This window comes from Kordia periserrulae (assembly GCF_003054265.1).
GTDB lineage: Bacteria > Bacteroidota > Bacteroidia > Flavobacteriales > Flavobacteriaceae > Kordia > Kordia periserrulae.
The window spans coordinates 108,965-130,716 of record NZ_QBKT01000011.1 but is presented as its reverse complement, the minus strand read 5'-3'; the positions used below and the strand labels follow the sequence as shown (position 1 = coordinate 130,716).

The window sequence follows — 21,752 nt, the reverse complement described above, 5'->3', positions numbered from 1 at the left end:
GATGATTTGGTAGGCGAACCAACCGAGGACTTTACCGTGAGTGGAACTGTGGTAAGTGGCAATACGTCCAATGCAAGTGATAGTGGCATAGTGACTATCACCGATAATGATACCCCAGCCTTTAGCATAGGCGATGTCACCGTTGCAGAAGACGCCGGTACGGCATCAGTACCAGTAAGTATCGACAATCCAAGCAGTGTAGATACGGTAGTGAGCATCACTACGGTGGACAACTCAGCGACCGATCCAGCGGATTATACCACTACGACAGTAACCGCGACGATTCCAGCAGGAGCAACGAGCGTAAACGTATCTATTCCAATCACCGATGATTTGGTAGGCGAGCCAACCGAGGACTTTACCGTGAGTGGAACTGTAGTAAGTGGCAACACAAGCAATGCAAGTGATAGTGGCATAGTAACTATCACCGATAATGATACTCCAGCCTTTAGCATAGGCGATGTCACCGTTGCAGAAGACGCCGGCACGGCATCAGTACCAGTAAGTATCGACAATCCAAGCAGTGTGGATACGGTAGTGAGCATCACTACGGTGGACAACAGTGCGACCGATCCAGCGGATTATACCACCACGACAGTAACGGCTACGATTCCAGCGGGTCAGACTACAGTTAATGTATCTGTTCCAATCACCGATGATTTGGTAGGCGAACCAACCGAGGACTTTACCGTGAGTGGAACTGTGGTAAGTGGCAATACTTCCAATGCAAGTGATAGTGGCATAGTGACTATCACCGATAATGATACTCCAAGCTTTAGCATAGGCGATGTCACCGTTGCAGAAGACACCGGCACGGCATCAGTACCAGTAAGTATCGACAATCCAAGTAGTGTGGATACGGTAGTGAGCATCACTACAGTGGACAACTCAGCGACCGATCCAGCGGATTATACCACTACGACAGTAACGGCAACGATTCCAGCGGGTCAGACTACAGTAAACGTATCGATTCCAATCACCGATGATTTGGTAGGTGAACCAACCGAGGACTTTACCGTGAGTGGAACTGTAGTAAGTGGCAATACGTCCAATGCAAGTGATAGTGGCATAGTGACTATCACCGATAATGATGAACCATCAATAGTAATTGGTGATGTAACTGTAGATGAAGGTGTAGGAAATGCTGTTGTTCCAGTTGCATTAAGTAATCCAAGTAACGTAGATACGGTCGTAAGTATTACAACCACTACAGGAACGGCAGGAACGGCAGATTATACGACCACCACAGTAACAGCGACGATTCCAGCGGGACAAACAAGTATTGATATTAGTATTCCAATTACAGACGACAGTATTAGTGAACCGACGGAAGACTTTACTGTTAATGGAGTGGTTACTAGCGGAAACACAAGTAATACAGACCCAAGTGGAACAGTAACAATTACAGACAATGACAATTTACCAACAGTAACTATTGGTGATGTAATAGTAGACGAAGCAGATGGTACTGCAAGTGTTCCAGTGAGTATAGATACGCCAAGTAGTGTGGATACTGTAATAAGTATTACTACAACTGATGGTACTGCAACAAGTGGAAACGATTATACTACAACTACAATAACAGTAACTATTCCAGCGGGAGCAACAAGTATAAATGTATCTGTTCCGATTACGGATGATGTAGTTGATGAATCTGACGAAGATTTTATTGTAAATGGAACTGTTACTAGTGGAAATACTAGTAATACAGATCCAAGTGGAACTGTCACGATTATAGATAATGATATCTGTACTTCCGATCCAACAACTGACTGTGACGGCGACGGCGTAACCAACGGTGACGAGTTAAATCCACCAGACGGCGAAACACCAACAAATCCAAATGATCCATGTGACTTTGTAGATACTGATGTAACGGTAGCACAAAGTGGCGCATATTTAGCAGCAGACTGTGACGGCGACGGAGTAACCAATGGTGACGAATTAAATCCACCAGACGGTGAAACACCAACAGATCCAAATGATCCATGTGATTTTGTAGATACTGATGTAACGGTAGCACAAAGTGGCGCATATTTAGCAGCAGACTGTGACGGTGATGGAGTAACCAACGGTGACGAATTAAATCCACCAGACGGTGAAACACCAACAGATCCAAACGATCCATGTGATTTTGTAGATACTGATGTAACGGTAGCACAAAGTGGCGCATACTTAGCAGCAGATTGTGATGGCGATGGAGTAACTAATGGTGACGAATTAAATCCACCAGACGGTGAAACACCAACAGATCCAAACGATCCATGTGACTTTGTAGATACTGATGTAACAGTAGCACAATCAGGAGCATATCTAGCAGCAGACTGTGACGGCGACGGAGTAACCAATGGTGACGAATTAAATCCACCAGACGGAGAAACACCAACGGATCCAAATGATCCATGTGACTTTGTAGATGGCGACCAAACTGTAGCAGTAAGCGGAACATATTTAGCAGCAGACTGTGACGGTGACGGAGTAACCAATGGTGACGAGTTAAATCCACCAGATGGCGAAACACCAACAGATCCAAACGATCCTTGTGATTCAATTACAGATGATGTAACGGTAGCACAATCAGGAGCATACTTAGCAGCAGACTGTGATGGTGACGGAGTAACCAACGGTGACGAATTAAATCCACCAGACGGTGAAACACCAACGGATCCAAATGATCCATGTGACTTTGTAGATTCTGATGTAACAGTAGCACAAAGTGGAGCTTATCTAGCAGCAGACTGTGACGGCGATGGAGTAACTAACGGTGACGAATTAAATCCACCAGATGGAGAAACACCAACGGATCCAAATGATCCATGTGACTTTGTAGATGGCGACCAAACTGTAGCAGTAAGCGGAACATATCTAGCAGCAGACTGTGACGGCGACGGAGTAACCAATGGTGACGAATTAAATCCACCAGATGGCGAAACACCAACAGATCCTAACGATCCATGTGACTTTGTAGATGGTGACCAAACTGTAGCAGTAAGCGGCGCATATTTAGCAGCAGACTGTGATGGCGACGGAGTAACCAATGGTGACGAGTTAAATCCACCAGATGGCGAAACACCAACGGATCCAAACGATCCTTGTGATTTTGTAGCTACAGATGTAACAGTAGCACAAAGTGGCGCATACCTAGCAGCAGACTGTGACGGTGATGGAGTAACTAACGGTGACGAGTTGAATCCGCCAGACGGCGAAACACCAACAGATCCAAACGATCCATGTGATTCAATTGCAGATGATGTAACAGTAGCACAAAGTGGAGCATATCTAGCAGCAGACTGTGACGGCGACGGAGTAACCAATGGTGACGAATTAAATCCACCAGACGGCGAAACTCCAACAGATCCAAACGATCCTTGTGATTCAATTACAGATGATGTAACGGTAGCACAAAGTGGTGCATACTTAGCAGCAGACTGTGATGGCGACGGAGTAACCAATGGTGATGAATTAAATCCACCAGACGGTGAAACTCCAACCGATCCAAATGATCCATGTGACTTTGTAGATGGCGACCAAACTGTAGCAGTAAGCGGAACATATCTAGCAGCAGACTGTGACGGCGACGGAGTAACCAATGGTGACGAATTAAATCCACCAGATGGCGAAACACCAACAGATCCTAACGATCCATGTGACTTTGTAGATGGTGACCAAACTGTAGCAGTTAGCGGCGCATATTTAGCAGCAGACTGTGACGGTGATGGAGTAACCAACGGAGACGAATTAAATCCACCAGACGGAGAAACTCCAACAAATCCAAACGATCCATGTGATTTTGTAGCTACAGATGTAACGGTAGCCCAAAGTGGCGCATATTTAGCAGCAGACTGTGATGGTGATGGAGTAACCAACGGTGACGAATTAAATCCACCAGATGGAGAAACACCAACGGATCCAAATGATCCATGTGACTTTGTAGATGGCGACCAAACTGTAGCAGTAAGCGGAACATATCTAGCAGCAGACTGTGACGGCGACGGAGTAACCAATGGTGACGAATTAAATCCACCAGATGGCGAAACACCAACAGATCCTAACGATCCATGTGATTCAATTGCAGATGATGTAACGGTAGCCCAAAGTGGAGCTTATCTAGCAGCAGACTGTGACGGTGACGGAGTAACCAATGGTGACGAGTTAAATCCACCAGATGGCGAAACTCCAACAGATCCAAACGATCCATGTGATTCAATTGCAGATGACGTAACAGTAGCTCAATCAGGAGCATACCTAGCAGCAGACTGTGACGGTGATGGAGTAACCAACGGTGACGAATTAAATCCACCAGATGGTGAAACACCGACAGATCCAAATGATCCATGTGACTTTGTAGATGGCGACCAAACTGTAGCAGTAAGCGGAACATATTTAGCAGCAGACTGTGACGGCGACGGCGTAACCAACGGTGACGAGTTAAATCCACCAGACGGCGAAACTCCAACCGATCCAAACGATCCATGTGATTTTGTAGCTACAGATGTAACAGTAGCACAAAGTGGAGCATATCTAGCAGCAGACTGTGACGGCGACGGCGTAACCAATGGTGACGAGTTAAATCCACCAGACGGTGAAACTCCAACAGATCCAAACGATCCATGTGATTCAATTGCAGATGACGTAACAGTAGCTCAATCAGGAACATATCTAGCAGCAGACTGTGACGGTGATGGAGTAACCAATGGTGACGAATTAAATCCACCAGATGGCGAAACTCCAACAAATCCAAACGATCCATGTGATTTTGTAGATTCTGATGTAACGGTAGCACAAAGCGGAACATATTTAGCAGCAGACTGTGATGGTGATGGAGTAACTAATGGTGACGAATTAAATCCACCAGACGGTGAAACACCGACAGATCCAAACGATCCATGTGATTCAATTGCAGATGATGTAACGGTAGCACAATCAGGAGCATATTTAGCAGCAGACTGTGACGGTGACGGAGTAACCAATGGTGACGAGTTAAATCCACCAGATGGAGAAACACCAACGAATCCAAACGATCCTTGTGACTTTGTAGATGGCGACCAAACTGTAGCAGTAAGCGGAACATATTTAGCAGCAGACTGTGATGGCGATGGAGTAACTAATGGAGACGAATTAAATCCACCAGACGGTGAAACACCAACCGATCCAAACGATCCATGTGACTTTGTAGATTCTGATGTAACAGTAGCACAAAGCGGCGCATATCTAGCAGCAGACTGTGACGGCGACGGAGTAACCAATGGTGACGAATTAAATCCACCAGATGGAGAAACTCCAACGAATCCAAATGATCCATGTGATTTTGTAGATGGTGACCAAAGTGTAGCTGTTAGCGGCTCATATTTAGCAGCAGACTGTGACGGCGACGGAGTAACCAATGGTGATGAATTAAATCCACCAGATGGCGAAACTCCAACAGATCCAAACAATCCATGTGATTCAATTGCAGATGATGTAACAGTAGCACAAAGTGGTGCATACCTAGCAGCAGACTGTGACGGTGATGGAGTAACCAACGGTGACGAGTTAAATCCACCAGATGGTGAAACACCGACAGGTCCAAATGATCCATGTGACTTTGTAGATACTGATGTAACAGTAGCACAAAGTGGCGCATACTTAGCAGCAGACTGTGACGGCGACGGAGTAACTAACGGTGACGAATTAAATCCACCAGATGGCGAAACACCAACCGATCCAAACAATCCTTGTGATTCAATTGCAGATGATGTAACAGTAGCACAAAGTGGCGCATACCTAGCAGCAGACTGTGACGGTGATGGAGTAACTAACGGTGACGAGTTGAATCCGCCAGATGGCGAAACACCAACGGATCCAAACGATCCATGTGATTCAATTGCAGATGATGTAACAGTAGCACAAAGTGGCGCATATCTTGCAGCAGACTGTGACGGTGACGGAGTAACTAACGGTGACGAATTAAATCCACCAGACGGAGAAACACCAACCGATCCAAACGATCCATGTGATTTTGTAGCTACAGATGTAACGGTAGCACAAAGTGGCGCATACCTAGCAGCAGACTGTGACGGTGACGGAGTAACCAATGGTGATGAATTAAATCCACCAGATGGTGAAACACCAACAGATCCAAACAATCCTTGTGATTCAATTGCAGATGATGTAACAGTAGCACAAAGCGGCGCATATCTAGCAGCAGACTGTGACGGTGATGGAGTAACCAATGGAGATGAATTAAATCCACCAGACGGCGAAACACCAACAGATCCAAACGATCCATGTGATTCAATTGCAGATGATATTACTGTCACGCCTTCTGGTGATTACCTAGACGCAGATTGTGACGGTGATGGCGTAACGAATGGTGACGAATTAAATCCGCCAGACGGCGAAACTCCAACAAATCCGAATGATCCATGTGATTTCAATGGAGAAGATATTGTAATGATGCCAACAGATGCGTTCTTACAAGGTGATTGTGATGGCGATGGTGTGAGCAATGGAGATGAATTATTCCCGCCTGACGGAGAAGATCCAACAAATCCATTAGATCCTTGTGACTTAAATGTGGATGATATTACGCTAGATCCGAGTCAAGATTGGATTGATGGTGATTGTGATGGTGATGGAATACCAAATGGACCAGACGGAACGCATGACGATGACGGAGACGGATTGCCAAACTTCTTAGATGTGAACAACGCAAATCCATCAGAAGATATAGAAATATTTAACGCAGTAACACCAAACGGTGATGGCGATAATGATGTATTCACAATTAGAAACATCCTTCTATATCCAGATAACCAAGTGCGTATTTACAACCGATGGGGAGTTTTAGTGTACGAAACCAAAGGATATGGTCAAAATGGAAACTTCTTTACAGGAGTCTCTGATGGACGAGTAACCATTCAGAAGAACAAATTATTGCCAGTAGGAACCTATTACTACGTTGTTGATTATGTAGCAAACGGTGTGTCGAAAAGCAAAGCAGGTTACTTATACATACAACGATAACAAAAGAGTAGCGAGCATACTATATAAAGTAGTATGTTCGCTATAACTAATAAACAAAAACACAGCATACTATAATGAGAAATAAAATCATCGTCATCATAGTTTTATTGAGCACAGTATTTTCCATAGAAAGTTATGGACAGCAAGATGCGCAATATACGCAGTACATGTACAATACAATTAGTATCAATCCAGCGTATGCAGGTTCTAGAGGTGCTTTGAGCATTGCAGGACTCCACCGTTCGCAATGGGTAGGCTTAGAAGGTGCGCCACGTACGCAAACGCTCAACTTACACACACCAATGGGGAAAAAGGGCAAAGTAGGATTGGGAGTTTCTATCATAAATGACCAAATTGGACCAACAGATGAAACCTATTTCGATATTGATTTCTCATATACGATACAAACCTCTGAAAACGGAAAACTCTCTTTCGGTGTAAAAGCAGGTGGCCATTTATTAGATGTGTGTTTTGACTGTTTGAATCAATACAACTCAAACGACCAGTTATTACAAGCAAATATTGATAACAAATTTTCTCCGAATGTCGGAGCCGGAATTTACTACCGAAACTCTGAAAAATGGTATGTAGGTTTATCAGCGCCAAATTTATTAGAAACAAAACACTTTGATGAATCATCGCTATCAACCGCCAAAGAACGTATCAATTTGTACCTGATTGGTGGATATGTTTTTGACATGAGCGATAGTGTAAAGTTTAAACCAGCTGTACTTTTTAAAGCGGTATCTGGAGCGCCTTTACAAGCCGATTTATCCGCAAACTTTCTTATCAATGAAAAACTAACGCTTGGAGCTGCCTACCGATGGAGCGCTGCTTTTAGCGGATTGGTCGGATTGCAACTTTCAGATAGTTTTATGATTGGCTTTGCATACGATCGAGAAATTACCGAACTAGGAAATACACAGTTTAACGATGGCTCGTATGAAGTCTTTTTACGCTTCGAACTGTTTAATAGCCGCGATAAAATAATCTCACCAAGATTCTTCTAAAAACCAACGATGATGACACGAACAAAATATCTCATATACACGGTCCTATCTTTATTCGTATTGGTGGGAAATGCTCAAGAACGAAAACTCGACAAAGCAGACAAAAAATACGATAGTTATGCTTTTGTGAATGCTATTGAAATTTACGAGGAAGTTGCAGAAGAAGGATACAAATCGAAAGAACTCTTTGAAAAATTGGGAAATGCTTACTATTTCAAGGCAGATTTAATCAACGCGTCTAAATGGTATGGCGAATTGTTCAATCTTGGAGAAGACGTTGCACCAGAATACTATTTCCGTTATGCACAAGCACTCAAAGCTGAAAAACGCTATGCGGAATCCGATGAAAAAATGCAAGAATTTAATCGCTTGACAGGAAATGACATCCGCGGAACAAAATTTATCAATACCCGAAACTATTTAGATCAAATTGCAGAACAATCAGGTCGTTTTCGCATTGAAAACTTAGGAGTGAATTCGCCATATTCAGACTTTGCGCCTTCGTTCTATTTAGAAAATAATTTAGTGTTCTCTTCGGCAAGAGATACAGGCATTGCACAACGCTACAAACACAAATGGAATGCACGTCCGTTCTTAGATTTATACGGTGCTGAAGTAGCTGAAAATGGTAGTTTGGCGAATGTTGATAAATTTTCAGGAAAACTAAATACCAAATATCACGAATCAACCACCGCATTTACCAAAGATGGAAAAACAATGTATTTTACGCGTAACAACTATTACAAAGGAAAATACAAAAAAGATAAAAAAGGAATAAACAAACTGAAAATTTTCCGCGCCACACGAGGTGAAAATGGTTGGGAAAATGTGGAAGAATTGCCATTTAACAGTGATTTGTATTCGGTAGCACATCCAGCGTTAAGCGTAGATGAAAAACAGCTTTATTTTGCTTCTGACATGCCAGGAACGGTTGGACAATCAGATTTATATGTGGTTGATATCAACGATGACGGAACGTTTGGCGAACCAAAAAACTTAGGGAAAGGCATCAATACAGAAGCTAGAGAAAACTTTCCGTTTGTAAGTCAAGACAACGAACTGTATTTTTCTTCTGACGGACATGTAGGTTTGGGCGGATTGGATATTTTCGTAATGCGTCTTGATGATGCAGAACAAATTATTTACAACGTAGGCGAGCCTGTAAACAGTTCGGTAGATGACTTCTCGTTCATCATCAACACAAAAACTAAAAAAGGCTATTTCGCGTCCAATCGAGATGGCGGGCAAGGAGATGATGATATCTATTCGTTCTTGGAAATAAAGCCAATACAATGGTCGTGCGAGCAAGAAATTGTCGGTGTTACGAAAGACACAAAATCGAATGAAATCCTAACAGGAGCCGAAGTAAGACTACTTGATAATGACAACACACAACTAGAAGTTACCTATACGGACGACCAAGGGAAATTCCGATTCAAAACGCCAATTGAATGTAATGAAGTGTATTTTGTTAGAGCGTCTAAGCAAGATTATAATTCTGCCGAAGTCCTAATGCCAAAGCAAGAAGCTGCGGGCATAAGATCAACAGTCGTATTGCTTGAAAAAGAAGAAATACCATTCAAAGTTGGAGACGATTTAGCGAAAATTCTAGATATTCCAATCATTTATTTCGATTTTGACAAATCCAATATTCGTCCAGATGCTGCTACAGAACTAGAAAAAGTAATTGCTGTGATGAAAAAATATCCAACCTTAAAAATCGATGTGCGCTCGCATACGGACAGTCGCGGTAGAGATGCATACAATAAAAAATTATCGCAACGCAGAAACAAATCCACAAAAGAATACATTATTTCTCGAGGAATTGATGCAAGCAGAATTACAGGAGACGGATATGGAGAAGAACGATTGGTCAACAAATGTAGCAATGGAGTAAAATGTACTGAAGAAGAACATCAGCTCAACAGACGAAGCGAATTTATCGTTGTAGAAAGATAAAATAAGAAACCTCCGTATTACCGGAGGTTTCTTATTTTCAACCAACTTTAAAGTTTTAAAATCAATCAGTAGTATCACAAAGATCACTGTAGCAAACACCAACGCATGACTTAACGATTGTTAATGTTATCTTATCTCCTCCAGTAATTGCATTTGATGTGAAATTTGAAATGGCTCTTTTGTTTAATTGTAACGAATTTAAATGTTGTTTTTTCATAACTAAAAAGTTTTAAAGATTAATTACACTAAAACTAGCGTAAAACAACACTCTTTAAATCCTGCAAAGTGTAGTATTTCTTCAAAAAGATTCTTAAAAATAGAATTGAAAATTCTTAGTTCTTATGTTAATTTTAACTAAAAGTTGTGAAATATGCCAAACTTCCCCAAAAGCTATTTCGTAAATTTGTAGTCTAACTGAACTTATGACACAAGAAAACGTAATTCTAGTAAACGAAAACGACGAGCAAATCGGCGTTATGGAGAAAATAGAAGCGCATGAAAAAGCACTACTACACAGAGCTTTTTCAGTATTTGTTCTTAATGACAAAGGAGAACTCATGCTACAACAACGCGCGTTACACAAATACCATTCTCCAGGTTTATGGACCAATACCTGTTGCAGTCACCAACGCGTAGGTGAAAGCAACATTGCTGCAGGTAAACGAAGATTGCAAGAAGAAATGGGCTTTGTTACTGAACTTACGGAAGCAGTTTCGTTTATATACAAAGCGGCTTTTGACAACGGATTAACCGAACATGAATACGATCATGTGATGATAGGAACCTTTAATGACGAACCTGTCATCAATCCAGATGAAGTAGCTTCGTGGAAGTGGATGGACGTGCAGGCAGTCAAAGATGACATTGCGGCAAATCCCGATGTGTACACAGCTTGGTTCAAAATTATATTTGAAAAATTTTACGAACATATAAAAGTCGATACATGAAAGTTACCGTAAGTAGAAGAGCTCATTTCAACGCCGCACACCGATTATATCGACCAGATTGGGACGATGCTAAAAACGATGCTGTATTTGGAAAATGTAACAATCCAAACTATCACGGTCACAACTATGAAATGATTGTCAGCGTTACAGGACCTATCAATCCCGAAACAGGATTTGTGATGGATGTCAAAGTGTTGAAAGACTTGATAAAAGCAGAAGTAGAAGACGCTTTTGATCATAAAAATCTAAACTTGGACGTTCCTGAATTTAAAAATCTAAATCCTACAGCGGAAAATATTGTGGTTGTAATATGGAACAAACTCAGAAAGCATATCGCTGCTTCGTTAGCACTAGAAGTTGTGCTGTATGAAACACCAAGAAACTTTGTGAAATACGCAGGCGAATAACACTATGATGACACTGTATCCTCTAAAATTTAAACCCATTTTCAAAGAACGTATTTGGGGCGGAAACAAATTGCGTACGCAACTCCACAAAAATGTATCAGGCGAAGCTATTGGTGAAAGTTGGGAAGTGTCAGACGTAGAAGGAGAACCCTCTGTAGTGGCAGAAGGAGCACTGAAAGGAAAAACGCTACAAGAACTCTCTGAAACATTTCAAGAAGCATTATTGGGTGAAAAAGTGTACAAACAGTTTGGAACAAAATTTCCATTACTTATCAAATACATCGATGCCAAAAGCGATTTATCTATCCAAGTGCATCCCAATGACGAATTGGCGCAGCAACGTCACAATTCGTTTGGAAAAACCGAAATGTGGTATGTAATGCATGCAGATATAGGTGCAAAATTGATGGTCGGCTTCAATCAAGAAGTCACCAAAGAAAACTATCAAAAGCATGTAGAAAATAATACCATAACTGAAATTCTCAACTTTGAGGAAGTACAAAAAGGCGATGTCTATTTTTTGCCTACGGGCAGAATTCATGCCATTGGCGGCGGAATCGTTTTAGCGGAAATTCAACAAACTTCTGACATTACCTATCGTATTTACGATTGGAATCGGGTAGACGCGGAAGGAAACGCGCGTGAATTGCACACAGCATTAGCCGTAGATGCGATTGATTACACAAAACACGACAATTACAAAACAACCTACACTGCAACACAAAACAACAGCACAACCCTTGTAGATTGTCCATATTTCACTACAAATCTCATTCCTTTTACGGGAGAAAAGCACATCAATCATGACGATAAAGATTCGTTTGTGATTTACATGTGTGTAAAAGGAAACGTGCTTTTTGAAGCCAATGAATACAAAAACGAACTCAAATTCGGAGAAACGCTATTGCTTCCAGCTTCCCTTAAAAACATCAAAATAAGCACTACAGAAGCTTCCGAACTTTTGGAAGTATACATTAAATAAGTCAACGCGAGTTTTTCATCAGACAAAACTGAAAAATCATTCAATCTTTTAATTTTTAAATCATTTAATTGCGCAAGCAAAAAAAGTCTAAGTAAATCTAAAGAATCTAAGCAAGTCTAAAGAATCAACGCGAGTTTCCAATTAGATAAAATTATTCAATCTTTTAATATTTAAATCATTTAATCGCGCAAGCAAAAAAAGTCTAAGTAAGTCTAAAGAATCTAAGCAAGTCTAAACAATCAGAGTGAGCTTACAACTCGTACTATTATAAAAAAAATCCCAAGCGAAGCCACTTGGGAATCTTATTACTCACGAAACGTTGCGTATCGGTTGCTCTGTTAGTGGAAAGCCAAACAACGCGTTGCAAATAATCTCTTCAGTTTTCGATTTCTTCTTTGATTTGGAAACCATAATGCGAACTTTCAACTTTTCATGCTCTTGCTGAATTAATTGTGCCTGAATGGTCAAACTATCGTTCACTCGCGCGCTTTTGGTCATTTTAAAAGAATAATCGACAATGGCAGGAATTTCATGAGTATAAAACTCTCTAATTGGATAGGTGGCTACTGTTTGAATTTTATCAAAAAGAATATGTGGATGTAAAAATCCGTTGCTATTCGTTACTTTTTTCGTAACTAAAAATTGAATATTGGTCTGTACAATATGTTTTGTGGATGTGTTCATAACTATAAATTTAATGATGCAACAAAAGTGGTATTGGTATTAAAGGTGTAAATGATTTTGAAGTTTTGACAAAGCAAACGGATTTGCAAAAGCGAATCATCATGGGAATCATTTGGCGAACATTTTTTGTAGATTTCATACGAAAGAATTTTAAAAATTAAACAGATTAAAAATAAAAAAGGTGCTTTGTAAAAAGCACCTTATAAGTTTATAATATAGATATTGAATTGTTAACTAATACTTACGTCGATGCTTATAGTGCGGGCGTTTACGAATTGACACAGGAATACAAATCATCTGGCGCTTCGGTTGCGCGCTGCGATTCATAAATTGACGATATAACTGTACTAAAGCATTCATGCGTATAAAACTAGAAAATTAAAATTAGACAAACTAACATTTGTGTTATTTATAACAAATAATAGACCATTTTAGTGTAAATTTGTCAAAAATTTTACACCATGGCGAATAAAAGAGATTTAAAGAAAGACTTAAACAATGTATTTGGAGATATTATTGAAGTTTCATTGTTGTGGCAAGCAGCTAATCCAGATGCAGATGCTACAAAAAGTGAAGAAATTATTGACGAATCTATCCAAAGTTTTGATGAATTAATCGCAGAAACAAACAAAAGAGGTGTTGAAAATCCAAAAGCACACTTCAGAGGAATCAGACAATCTTTAGAAACCAAAGCAACAGATTTAGTGACTAAAATTAACGCACTTTAAAAAAATAAAAAAAACGTTTGCAAAAAATAAAAAGGTTTTTATATTTGCAACCGCTTTGCCGATGTAGCTCAGCTGGCTAGAGCAGCTGATTTGTAATCAGCAGGTCGTGGGTTCGAGTCCCTCCATCGGCTCAAAGTATCATAAGAACAGTAATCGTAAATGGTTGCTGTTTTTTTTATGCCTACTTTTTATGAAGTTTAGCAGTTTATAAGTTTACTAGTTTACGTTTCTAATTAAAAAGGTTACTTTTAACACAGAATCAAGAGTCAAGAATAAAGAGACAAGGCAATTGACCAATCAACAAACAACGAATAACGAATAACGAATAACGAAGTTAAGAGTAACAAATAGACGAATCGACAAAAAACGAAAAACAAACAACAAAGGCAAAGCGATCCAACACCCAAAACACAACATCCAATATGACTTTCAAAGAACTAAAACTCAACAAACCGATTATCCGTGCTTTATTTGAAAAAGGCTACGAAGAACCTACATTAGTTCAAGAAAGAGCCATTCCTGTCATATTGCTTAAAAAGGATTTAATAGTTTCTGCGCAAACAGGAACTGGGAAAACTGCAGCCTATGCATTGCCTATGTTACAATTGCTGTTCGATAAGCAAGACGCGCCAAAAAAAGGTAAGAAAATAAAAGTCTTGGTTGTGTGTCCTACGCGAGAATTGGCAATCCAAATTGAAGAAAATTTCAAAGTGTACGGTCAATACACAAACTTGCGTACAGGCGTTGTTTTTGGTGGAGCTTCTATAGAACCACAAATAGACATCCTCAAAAAAGGAATTGACATTTTAGTAGCAACGCCCGGAAGACTGCTCGATTTACATAAACAAGATGTTGTCAATTTAGATTATGTAGAAACGTTAGTACTAGACGAAGCCGATTTGATGCTCGATATGGGATTTATTGATGATGTTCGGAAAATTGAGCGTTTATGTCCTGCTGACAAGCAAATTTTACTGTTTTCGGCTACCATGCCATACAAAGTGGAACATTTGGCAAACTCAATTCTGAAAACACCAGAATACATTGAAGTCGCGCCGACATCGTCTACGGCAAAAGGTGTACAACAAGTTCTATATTATGTGCCAAAACCTAAAAAGATAGAGTTGTGTTTGCATTTGCTGCGAAACACGTTAAAAGGAAGTATTATCATTTTTAGACGCACCAAATACGGTGTTGATAAGCTTGAAAAAACACTGCTGCGAAACAACTATAAAGTTGCGAGCATTCATGGCGATAAATCGCAAAGTTTGCGTCAACAGGCGTTAAATGATTTTAAAGATGGTGTAGCTGATATTTTCATCGCAACGGATGTCGCTGCGCGCGGAATTGATATTAAAGACGTAGATGTTGTTATCAACTTTGATATTTCCAATGTTTCGGAAACCTATGTGCACAGAATCGGAAGAACGGCAAGAGCAGGCGCTTCGGGAATGGCAATTTCCTTCTGTTCGGCAGATGAAAAAAACTATATCAAAGACATTCAGCAACTCATCAATGCGCAAATTCCAGTAGAAGAAGAGCATCCATATCCGCTCGATCCTAAAGCAAAGCCTCCAGTACACAAAAAGAAAGGAAGTAAATACAAAAAAGGGAGAAAATCGGAAGCTTCTAAAAAGAAGAAAAAACGGTGGTATTAGAGGATGTACGATTGTAGATTGTTGATGTACGATTTTTGATTTTTTATAATGAATTTCAATCGTCATTTCGAGTGAATTTGCTATTATTGAGCTTGTCGAAATAAAGCAAATTTGTATCGAGAAATGCTATGAAATATAATGCTTTCTTGATTAACGATATAAATCAAAAATTAAAATGAAATTTCCTCAACACATATCAATTTTTATACTTTCAATCTTTTTTATTTCGTGTTCATTTAAAACTTCTGAGTTAGAAAAGGGAATGTGGAAATATTGCGGTGGTTACTATATTGGGGATTTATTCAATTCTGTTCAAATGCAGTTTCGAAATGATACTATCTATATTAATAATATTCCAAATGCTCTTATAATTGCTAAGAACAAAAGCTTTTTAGGTTCTGGGAAAAGGGTGATTATTAAGTCAATAGAATCGGGCGAAGTTGGAGCGTATTGTGAAAAGTAACTTCTTGATTATACTTTAATTTTTTGATACGTCTTTACGAGGAAGAATGACGAAGTAATCTGTTTTTTTAGGTTTAGAAAAATCTTCTTTTAAACAAAAGCCTTTATATAAACACCTAAATAAATTGTATCTTAGAGAAATCATAGAATAACATTAAAACCTAAACTAATGAAAAATTACCTAATACTTTTTGCGATGCTTTTTGCGTTGCAATCCTACGCGCAGAAAGACCATACCATTTTCGAAATCAAACCGCAGCAAAGCATGTTGATGACTGGAAAAGGTCCTGGACAAGATGGCGCTATCAATCCGTATAAAGACGGAAATAGCATTGCGATTGTTGAAAATATTGGTAAATATACGTTTTCAATCAGAGTGCAGTACAAAGGAAAAATTTTCCGAGAAATTGAATTAACTCCAGGTAAAACAACCAAAGTTCCACTAAAAAAAGGCAGTGAATTGTACTTTGATACCGAAAAACTCACCAAAGTTAAGCTGGAATTTATGGATGGGTTGAATTGATTTTATATCGACTGCTCAAAAAAATCTGCACATGATGCCACAAAAGATATTTTGTCAAACTTGCTTTGTAATTTCATTTTCACTCCTAATTTTACTCGTAAGCTGTGCTGCACCGAAAGAAGTTTCTGCAAATAAAAATGTAACTAAAAACCTTCAGATTCCGTTAAAAGATATTCAAATCATTACGCCAAAAACTGAATTGAAAGAAAAGCGTAAAGGACAATTCATAAAGCATCCACAAAAAAGAGAATCACTCCGAAAAGTGATGTTGACTACAATTCAACAAAAATTTCCCGACATGCCGTATGTGGAAGTTCCGTTTATGTTTCTAGATTCATACACCATAAACAGAAAATTGGAAACTGGACTTACTTTTAAAGCGATAGAAGCACCAAAGGAAATTATAACCGAAGGAAAACCGTATAGTATTTTTCTGTGTACGAATGGTTATTTTGGCGATTTGGAAAGCGGTGTTTTGTATGTCGTTTTGATTGATAACATTAATAAAACACGGAAAGTGATTGAGCATTACGAATACAAACATAGTCCGCTCAAAACAGAAAAATTCACCAAAAAAATTTTAAAAGTGCTGGATAAGCTATAAAACTTATTCCTTTTCCTCAACCTTTCGCGCTTCCAACAATTCCTTCAACTTTTTGCCATATTTAGAATCCGCGATTTTTGGAGAAAGTCGCTTGTAAACGGTATCTAAAAACTTTTCGTTGGCGTCAGAGGCTTCCGTCGTAACTACATACGGTGCAATTTCTTTATCACCATTGGTGATGGCGTAGTTTAAGATGTAACGCATACGACTTTTCGCGTAATTCGAAATTTGCGTGTTGATTTCTTGAACCTTTTTTACATCTTCTTCCTTCTTTGCGTCCATTCCGTCGCGCAATAGCATCAATTCTTTGGTGTTGAATTTGGTCATGAATTCTTTAAAAGTCACCAAATCGTTATGGTTTTTAGAACCTGTTACTTTGGCATCGTTTACAAATCGGCGCAAGGTCGTATTGAAAGTCATTTCGCCTGACTCTGCAAAAAACTCTACACGATCATTCAAATCGTTAAAATCCTTTTTGTCCAAATACATGTACAATACTTCTGGCTCTTCAATAGTGGTGTGAAATGTAAAATGAGCATCGCCATTCACGACAAGAGAATCTAAGTTTACCAAAGTGGTGTCTTGCACTTTTTGCAAATAGAGCGTTCCTTCTTTTAAACCGTCTATATTTCCTGTTATGGTTAAATTTCCTTTTATTTCTTTCCCACAAGCAATAAATCCTAAAATCGCTAGGAGTATCAAACATTTTCTGAACATTGTATTGAGTTTTAAAGAGCGCAAATATAGCTAAATTAGTCTTAAATAACCTATTAGATTCTTTAAGAAAATGCCATACGATTAAGGCAAAAAACACAGTTTTTACCAAAAAATAAAGCAACTGTTTTCATGGAAAATTAGGGTTATTTAAGCAATGATTTTGTTAGTTTAAGGAACTACAGTTTTCGAAGCTATTTCCATCAAAACAGTACACAAAATAGCGCCATAGGTTCCCACAACATAACCAAAGACTGCCAGCAAGACACCAACCGATGTTAACGATGGGTGAAAAGCAGAAGCCACAATCGGAGCAGAAGCCGCACCACCAACATTTGCCTGACTTCCCACAGCGAGGAAGAAATATGGCGCACGAATGAGTTTTGCGACTAAAATCAACAAGCCTGCGTGAATCGCCATCCAAACGAGTCCAACCGCTAACAATCCTGGATTTTCTAGTACTTTTCCTAAGTCCATTTTCATTCCGATAGAAGCCACTAATATGTAAATAAAAATGCTTCCAATTTTACTCGCGCCAGCACCTTCATAATTTTTGGCTTTGGTGTACGATAGCATAATTCCAAACGCAGTAGCAATGGTAATCATCCAGAAGAAAGACGAACCTAAAAAGGACAACGCGCCATCATCATTTTTAACAATTGCAAACTGTCCAAGAAAGTCTGTAATGGCACCTGCACCAAAATGCGCTAAAGAAACGCCACCAAACGCTAATGCCAAAATAATCATCAATTCGGTTAAGGTTGGATTTCGTTTTATTTTATCGGTAAATGCTGAAACGCGTTCTTTTAATCGTTCAATAGCAGAAGTATCTGCGTTTAGTTTTTTATCAATCTTTTTCGATTTTCCAATTCCGAAAAGTAAAATCGCCATCCATAAATTAGCTACGACAATATCCACCAAGACCATTGCGCCGTATTTGTCTTGACTGTATTCAAAGATTTCTAACATGGCTGCTTGATTGGCACCGCCGCCAATCCAACTTCCCGCCAAGGTAGATAATCCACGCCAGACTGCATCAGGTCCTGCGCCGCCAACGGTTTCTGGTGAAAATATAGAGATTAACAAAATTGCCAACGGTCCACCAATAATGATTCCGACGGTTCCTGTAAAGAACATAATCAACGCTTTCGGTCCTAAATTGAACACACCTTTTAAGTCAATACTCAAGGTCATTAATACTAATGCAGCGGGCAATAGGAAGCGACTCGCAATGAAATACGCTTCTGAATATTTATCGGAAATGATTCCGAACGAACTTAGAATGGCAGGCAATAAATAGCAAATTAATAAGGCTGGAACGTATTTGTAAAACTTTTTCCAACCTGCATTTTTGCTCGCTTCTGTATAAAAAACAAAACCTAAAAGCAGCATTAAAATTCCGAAAACCACTTTGTCGCTGCTAAAAAATGGTTTTGGGTGAATGATGGTTTTCTTTATTTTTTGTTTCTTGGGAAGAATCGTAATTGTTTGCTCACCATTGTAAAAATTCACTTCGGTAAATTCGTAAATCACGTCCGAAAATCCTTTTTTGGGTGTGTTGGAGAGTTCAAAAAGCAGTAACGGTTTTACGGTAGAATATACCTCGTCTCCTTTGTATGAAATAGACGCTTCTGAGTTTTTTATGTCAAATTTGAAATCGCCATTTGCTAAAAACGATTTTTGAATGTTTTTTATATTTTCAATACTAGCAAACGAATCGTTGACTTTAATTTTTAAATCAAATCCTGTAAAGGCAATAGAATCAATCGTAACTTTTGCGTTGAAGCTTTGTTGTTTGCTTTCGATATTATCAATCGTTAGGTTTTGTGAAAATACCGTAAACGACATCAAAAATAGGAGGAATGCAGCGGCTTTTTTTAACATAATCGGATGGTTTATGCCGCAAAATACCAAAATTTGAATTTATAAAAAGATAATTGTCAAAATTAAATTAGAAAAGTTTGTGCCAGTAGCTAATTGTTTTTATGAACATAAAAACCAAAGCTCAGAATCAAAATAGAGTTTTGTTTTTGAAACGTCATTGCGAGAATTTGATACAAACAGATTGCTTTGTCATACTTCCTCGCAATGACGTTTCATATTTTTAATTTAAGTGAAAAGCCTAACACCTATAACCAAAAACCCAAAACCCAACACCTAAAATCTACTCATACAACCACGCTTTTCGCAATTGTACTTCTTTGCTGTTTTCTGGCAAGTCTTTTACGGTGATTCCTGTACCTTTTGTGGTTGGTTTGGTAATGTTTCCTGTTAAGGTTTTTACTTCTCCATCACGCTTGATTTTTATCGTAATAGCATCGCCTTCTTTCCAACTTCTTGAAGCTCCAATTAAGTCGTATACATTGTCAAGCGAATACGCAACGTCGTTGATTTCAGTAATGATGTCACTGTTTTGCAATCCGATGTCGGTTAGGAACGAATTCAACGCACCATTTGGGATGATGAAAATTTCTTTTGTTTGTCTGTCAACACTGATGTATGGAACTTGTCCATTTAGAAAATATCCTGTTTCATCAAGCGTTTCGCCCAATTCCAATCCGACTTTTGAAAGGAATTCATCGTACGGAATTGGTGTATTTCCTTTGATGTAGGTGTCGATAACGCTTCTTAATTTTGGTGTTGTAAATTCGATGATTTTATCAAAAAGCTCATCATCTTTAAACGGTTTTTCACTTCCGTAGGTTTCAGATAGTTTTTTCATTACGTCTAAAATGCCCATTTCACCATTGCTTTCTTCGCGAATTGTTAAATCCACAACCATCGCGATAAGCGTCCCTTTTTCATATACATTGGCGTATTCGTCTTTAAATTCGTCCGAAAGAATATTGGCACTCATTTCGGTAAATGAAATGGCATCGTTGTAGCGTGAACGCGAATTTTTAATTTTGGTGTTGATTCGGGTGTAGAATGCTTCTTCGTCAATCAACCCTTGATTTATTTGGAATAAATTGGCAAAATATTCAGTCACGCCTTCATACATCCACAAGTGTTGCGACATTTTCGGATTGTTGTAATCAAAATAGTGAATTTCTTCCGAATGTACCGTCAATGGCGTTACGATGTGAAAAAACTCGTGTGAAACTACATCTTTTAGTGCATTTTCTATAGCAGCTTGCTGCATTTGTTCTGGCAAAACCACAACCGTTGAGGTATTGTGCTCTAACGCTCCAAATCCTCTCGCATCATCAGGTTTTAGTGTAGATAAATACAGTAAAATATTGTATTGTTTGGTGGCATCAATGCCACCGAGAAACTTTTTTTGAGCCGAAATCATTTTTTCAATATTTCCTTTCAATTTTTCTGCTGAATATACGCCTGTTGGCGAATACACACTTAATGAAATATTCATATCACCTACTTGAAAACTAGCAATGTCAGGCTCAGAATACATGATTGGATTATCGGTAACTTCTGCATAACGCGACGCGCCAAAGGTATCAATATTGAAAGCTTCTTGTTCAGAAACCACTTTTGGTAAGGAAGTGACACCTTCCAAGTTTTTAGGATAGTGTACTTTGATTTGATACGGATATTGCTCGCTTCCGCTGAAATAGCCTACGAAGGCGTGCAAATTCAATACGAAGTTTTTGTCTTTTAAAATATTTGAGCCAGCAGGAGAGAAAACGGCTTCTTTTTCTTCGGACTCAGTGTCGTAGGTATCATTTACCCAATAGGAAACTTTGTCCACTTTTTTAGCATCGGGAATCAACCATGAATTTTGATCTACTTTTGAGGTAGGAACTTCATTTCCTTTGTAATCATACGCTTTGAAATCGGCAATATATCTGCCGTAATTGTCGTCGCTATACGTACCAGGAACAGTTTTCGGAATATTGAACGTTGCAGTTTCTGTTTGAAACTTTCCAGGATTGACTTCTACTTTTACTTTATCTTCCACCACATTGACCAAGTCAATCGTAGTGACAATATCTTTGTTGGCATCAGTTCCAACTTTTCCTGCATTACAGCTTGCCAATAAGATAGTTGCAGCGGCAAGAATTCCTAATTTTTTTCTGAGCATAATTTTTCTGTTTACATTCAACGTTGC

At 39.1% G+C, this 21,752-nt stretch carries 14 protein-coding genes and 1 tRNA gene; 11 read left to right on the top strand and 4 right to left on the bottom strand.

The genetic code is table 11. The features are described 5' to 3' along the window. Positions 1 to 36: 36 nt before the first annotated feature. The 6 genes from C8N46_RS18370 (at position 37) to C8N46_RS18345 (ending at position 12,310) form a co-directional block, all read left to right on the top strand. Positions 37 to 7,005: a Calx-beta domain-containing protein gene (locus C8N46_RS18370; RefSeq protein ID WP_211314511.1), complete on the top strand. Its 6,969-nt coding sequence runs from the start codon at positions 37 to 39 to the stop codon at positions 7,003 to 7,005. 74 nt (positions 7,006 to 7,079) lie between these two features. Further along, complete coding sequence (locus tag C8N46_RS18365; RefSeq protein ID WP_108116567.1) at positions 7,080 to 8,015, top strand: PorP/SprF family type IX secretion system membrane protein; 936 nt, start codon at positions 7,080 to 7,082, stop codon at positions 8,013 to 8,015. Between the two features lie 12 nt (positions 8,016 to 8,027). After that, positions 8,028 to 9,974 (top strand): OmpA family protein, encoded by a 1,947-nt coding sequence (locus tag C8N46_RS18360; protein ID WP_108116566.1) that lies wholly within the window; start codon positions 8,028 to 8,030, stop codon positions 9,972 to 9,974. Between the two features lie 422 nt (positions 9,975 to 10,396). Then, positions 10,397 to 10,921: an isopentenyl-diphosphate Delta-isomerase gene (gene idi, locus C8N46_RS18355; RefSeq protein ID WP_108116565.1), complete on the top strand. Its 525-nt coding sequence runs from the start codon at positions 10,397 to 10,399 to the stop codon at positions 10,919 to 10,921. Beyond that, positions 10,918 to 11,328 (top strand): 6-pyruvoyl trahydropterin synthase family protein, encoded by a 411-nt coding sequence (locus C8N46_RS18350; RefSeq protein ID WP_108116564.1) that lies wholly within the window; start codon positions 10,918 to 10,920, stop codon positions 11,326 to 11,328. Before idi ends, C8N46_RS18350 begins: the two co-directional genes overlap by 4 nt. Positions 11,329 to 11,341: 13 nt before the next feature. After that, complete coding sequence (locus C8N46_RS18345; protein ID WP_108116576.1) at positions 11,342 to 12,310, top strand: type I phosphomannose isomerase catalytic subunit; 969 nt, start codon at positions 11,342 to 11,344, stop codon at positions 12,308 to 12,310. A 309-nt stretch (positions 12,311 to 12,619) separates the two neighbouring features. Here C8N46_RS18345 and C8N46_RS18340 read toward each other — a convergent pair whose 3' ends face one another. Then, positions 12,620 to 12,994 carry a hypothetical protein gene (locus C8N46_RS18340; RefSeq protein ID WP_108116563.1) on the bottom strand — a complete coding sequence of 125 codons (375 nt, stop codon included), beginning with the start codon at positions 12,992 to 12,994 and terminating at the stop codon, positions 12,620 to 12,622. A gap of 461 nt (positions 12,995 to 13,455) precedes the next feature. Here C8N46_RS18340 and C8N46_RS18335 point away from each other — a divergent pair, with 461 nt between their 5' ends. From C8N46_RS18335 to C8N46_RS18310, 5 genes are all read left to right on the top strand, one after another. After that, positions 13,456 to 13,722: a hypothetical protein gene (locus C8N46_RS18335; RefSeq protein WP_108116562.1), complete on the top strand. Its 267-nt coding sequence runs from the start codon at positions 13,456 to 13,458 to the stop codon at positions 13,720 to 13,722. A 57-nt stretch (positions 13,723 to 13,779) separates the two neighbouring features. Then, a tRNA-Thr gene (locus C8N46_RS18330) sits at positions 13,780 to 13,853 on the top strand. A gap of 291 nt (positions 13,854 to 14,144) precedes the next feature. Beyond that, positions 14,145 to 15,380 (top strand): DEAD/DEAH box helicase, encoded by a 1,236-nt coding sequence (locus C8N46_RS18325; protein WP_108116561.1) that lies wholly within the window; start codon positions 14,145 to 14,147, stop codon positions 15,378 to 15,380. A gap of 631 nt (positions 15,381 to 16,011) precedes the next feature. Next, positions 16,012 to 16,365 carry a hypothetical protein gene (locus C8N46_RS18315; RefSeq protein WP_146169879.1) on the top strand — a complete coding sequence of 118 codons (354 nt, stop codon included), beginning with the start codon at positions 16,012 to 16,014 and terminating at the stop codon, positions 16,363 to 16,365. 31 nt (positions 16,366 to 16,396) lie between these two features. After that, entirely contained in the window at positions 16,397 to 16,969 is a 573-nt protein-coding gene (locus tag C8N46_RS18310) for a hypothetical protein (RefSeq protein ID WP_108116558.1), read from the top strand. A gap of 3 nt (positions 16,970 to 16,972) precedes the next feature. On the opposite strand, the gene C8N46_RS18305 is transcribed toward C8N46_RS18310, so the two are convergent. The 3 genes from C8N46_RS18305 to C8N46_RS18295 all read right to left on the bottom strand — a co-directional run bounded on the left by C8N46_RS18305 (position 16,973) and on the right by C8N46_RS18295 (position 21,725). Then, positions 16,973 to 17,686, bottom strand: coding sequence for a DUF4369 domain-containing protein (locus tag C8N46_RS18305; RefSeq protein WP_108116557.1), 714 nt, complete (start codon positions 17,684 to 17,686; stop codon positions 16,973 to 16,975). 168 nt (positions 17,687 to 17,854) lie between these two features. Next, a complete protein-coding gene (locus C8N46_RS18300) occupies positions 17,855 to 19,126 on the bottom strand; it encodes a DUF819 family protein (protein ID WP_108116575.1) in 1,272 nt (423 codons plus the stop codon). 721 nt (positions 19,127 to 19,847) lie between these two features. Then, on the bottom strand, positions 19,848 to 21,725 hold the full coding sequence (locus C8N46_RS18295; protein ID WP_108116574.1) for a M61 family metallopeptidase: 1,878 nt from the start codon (positions 21,723 to 21,725) through the stop codon (positions 19,848 to 19,850). Between the last annotated feature and the right edge of the window lie 27 nt (positions 21,726 to 21,752).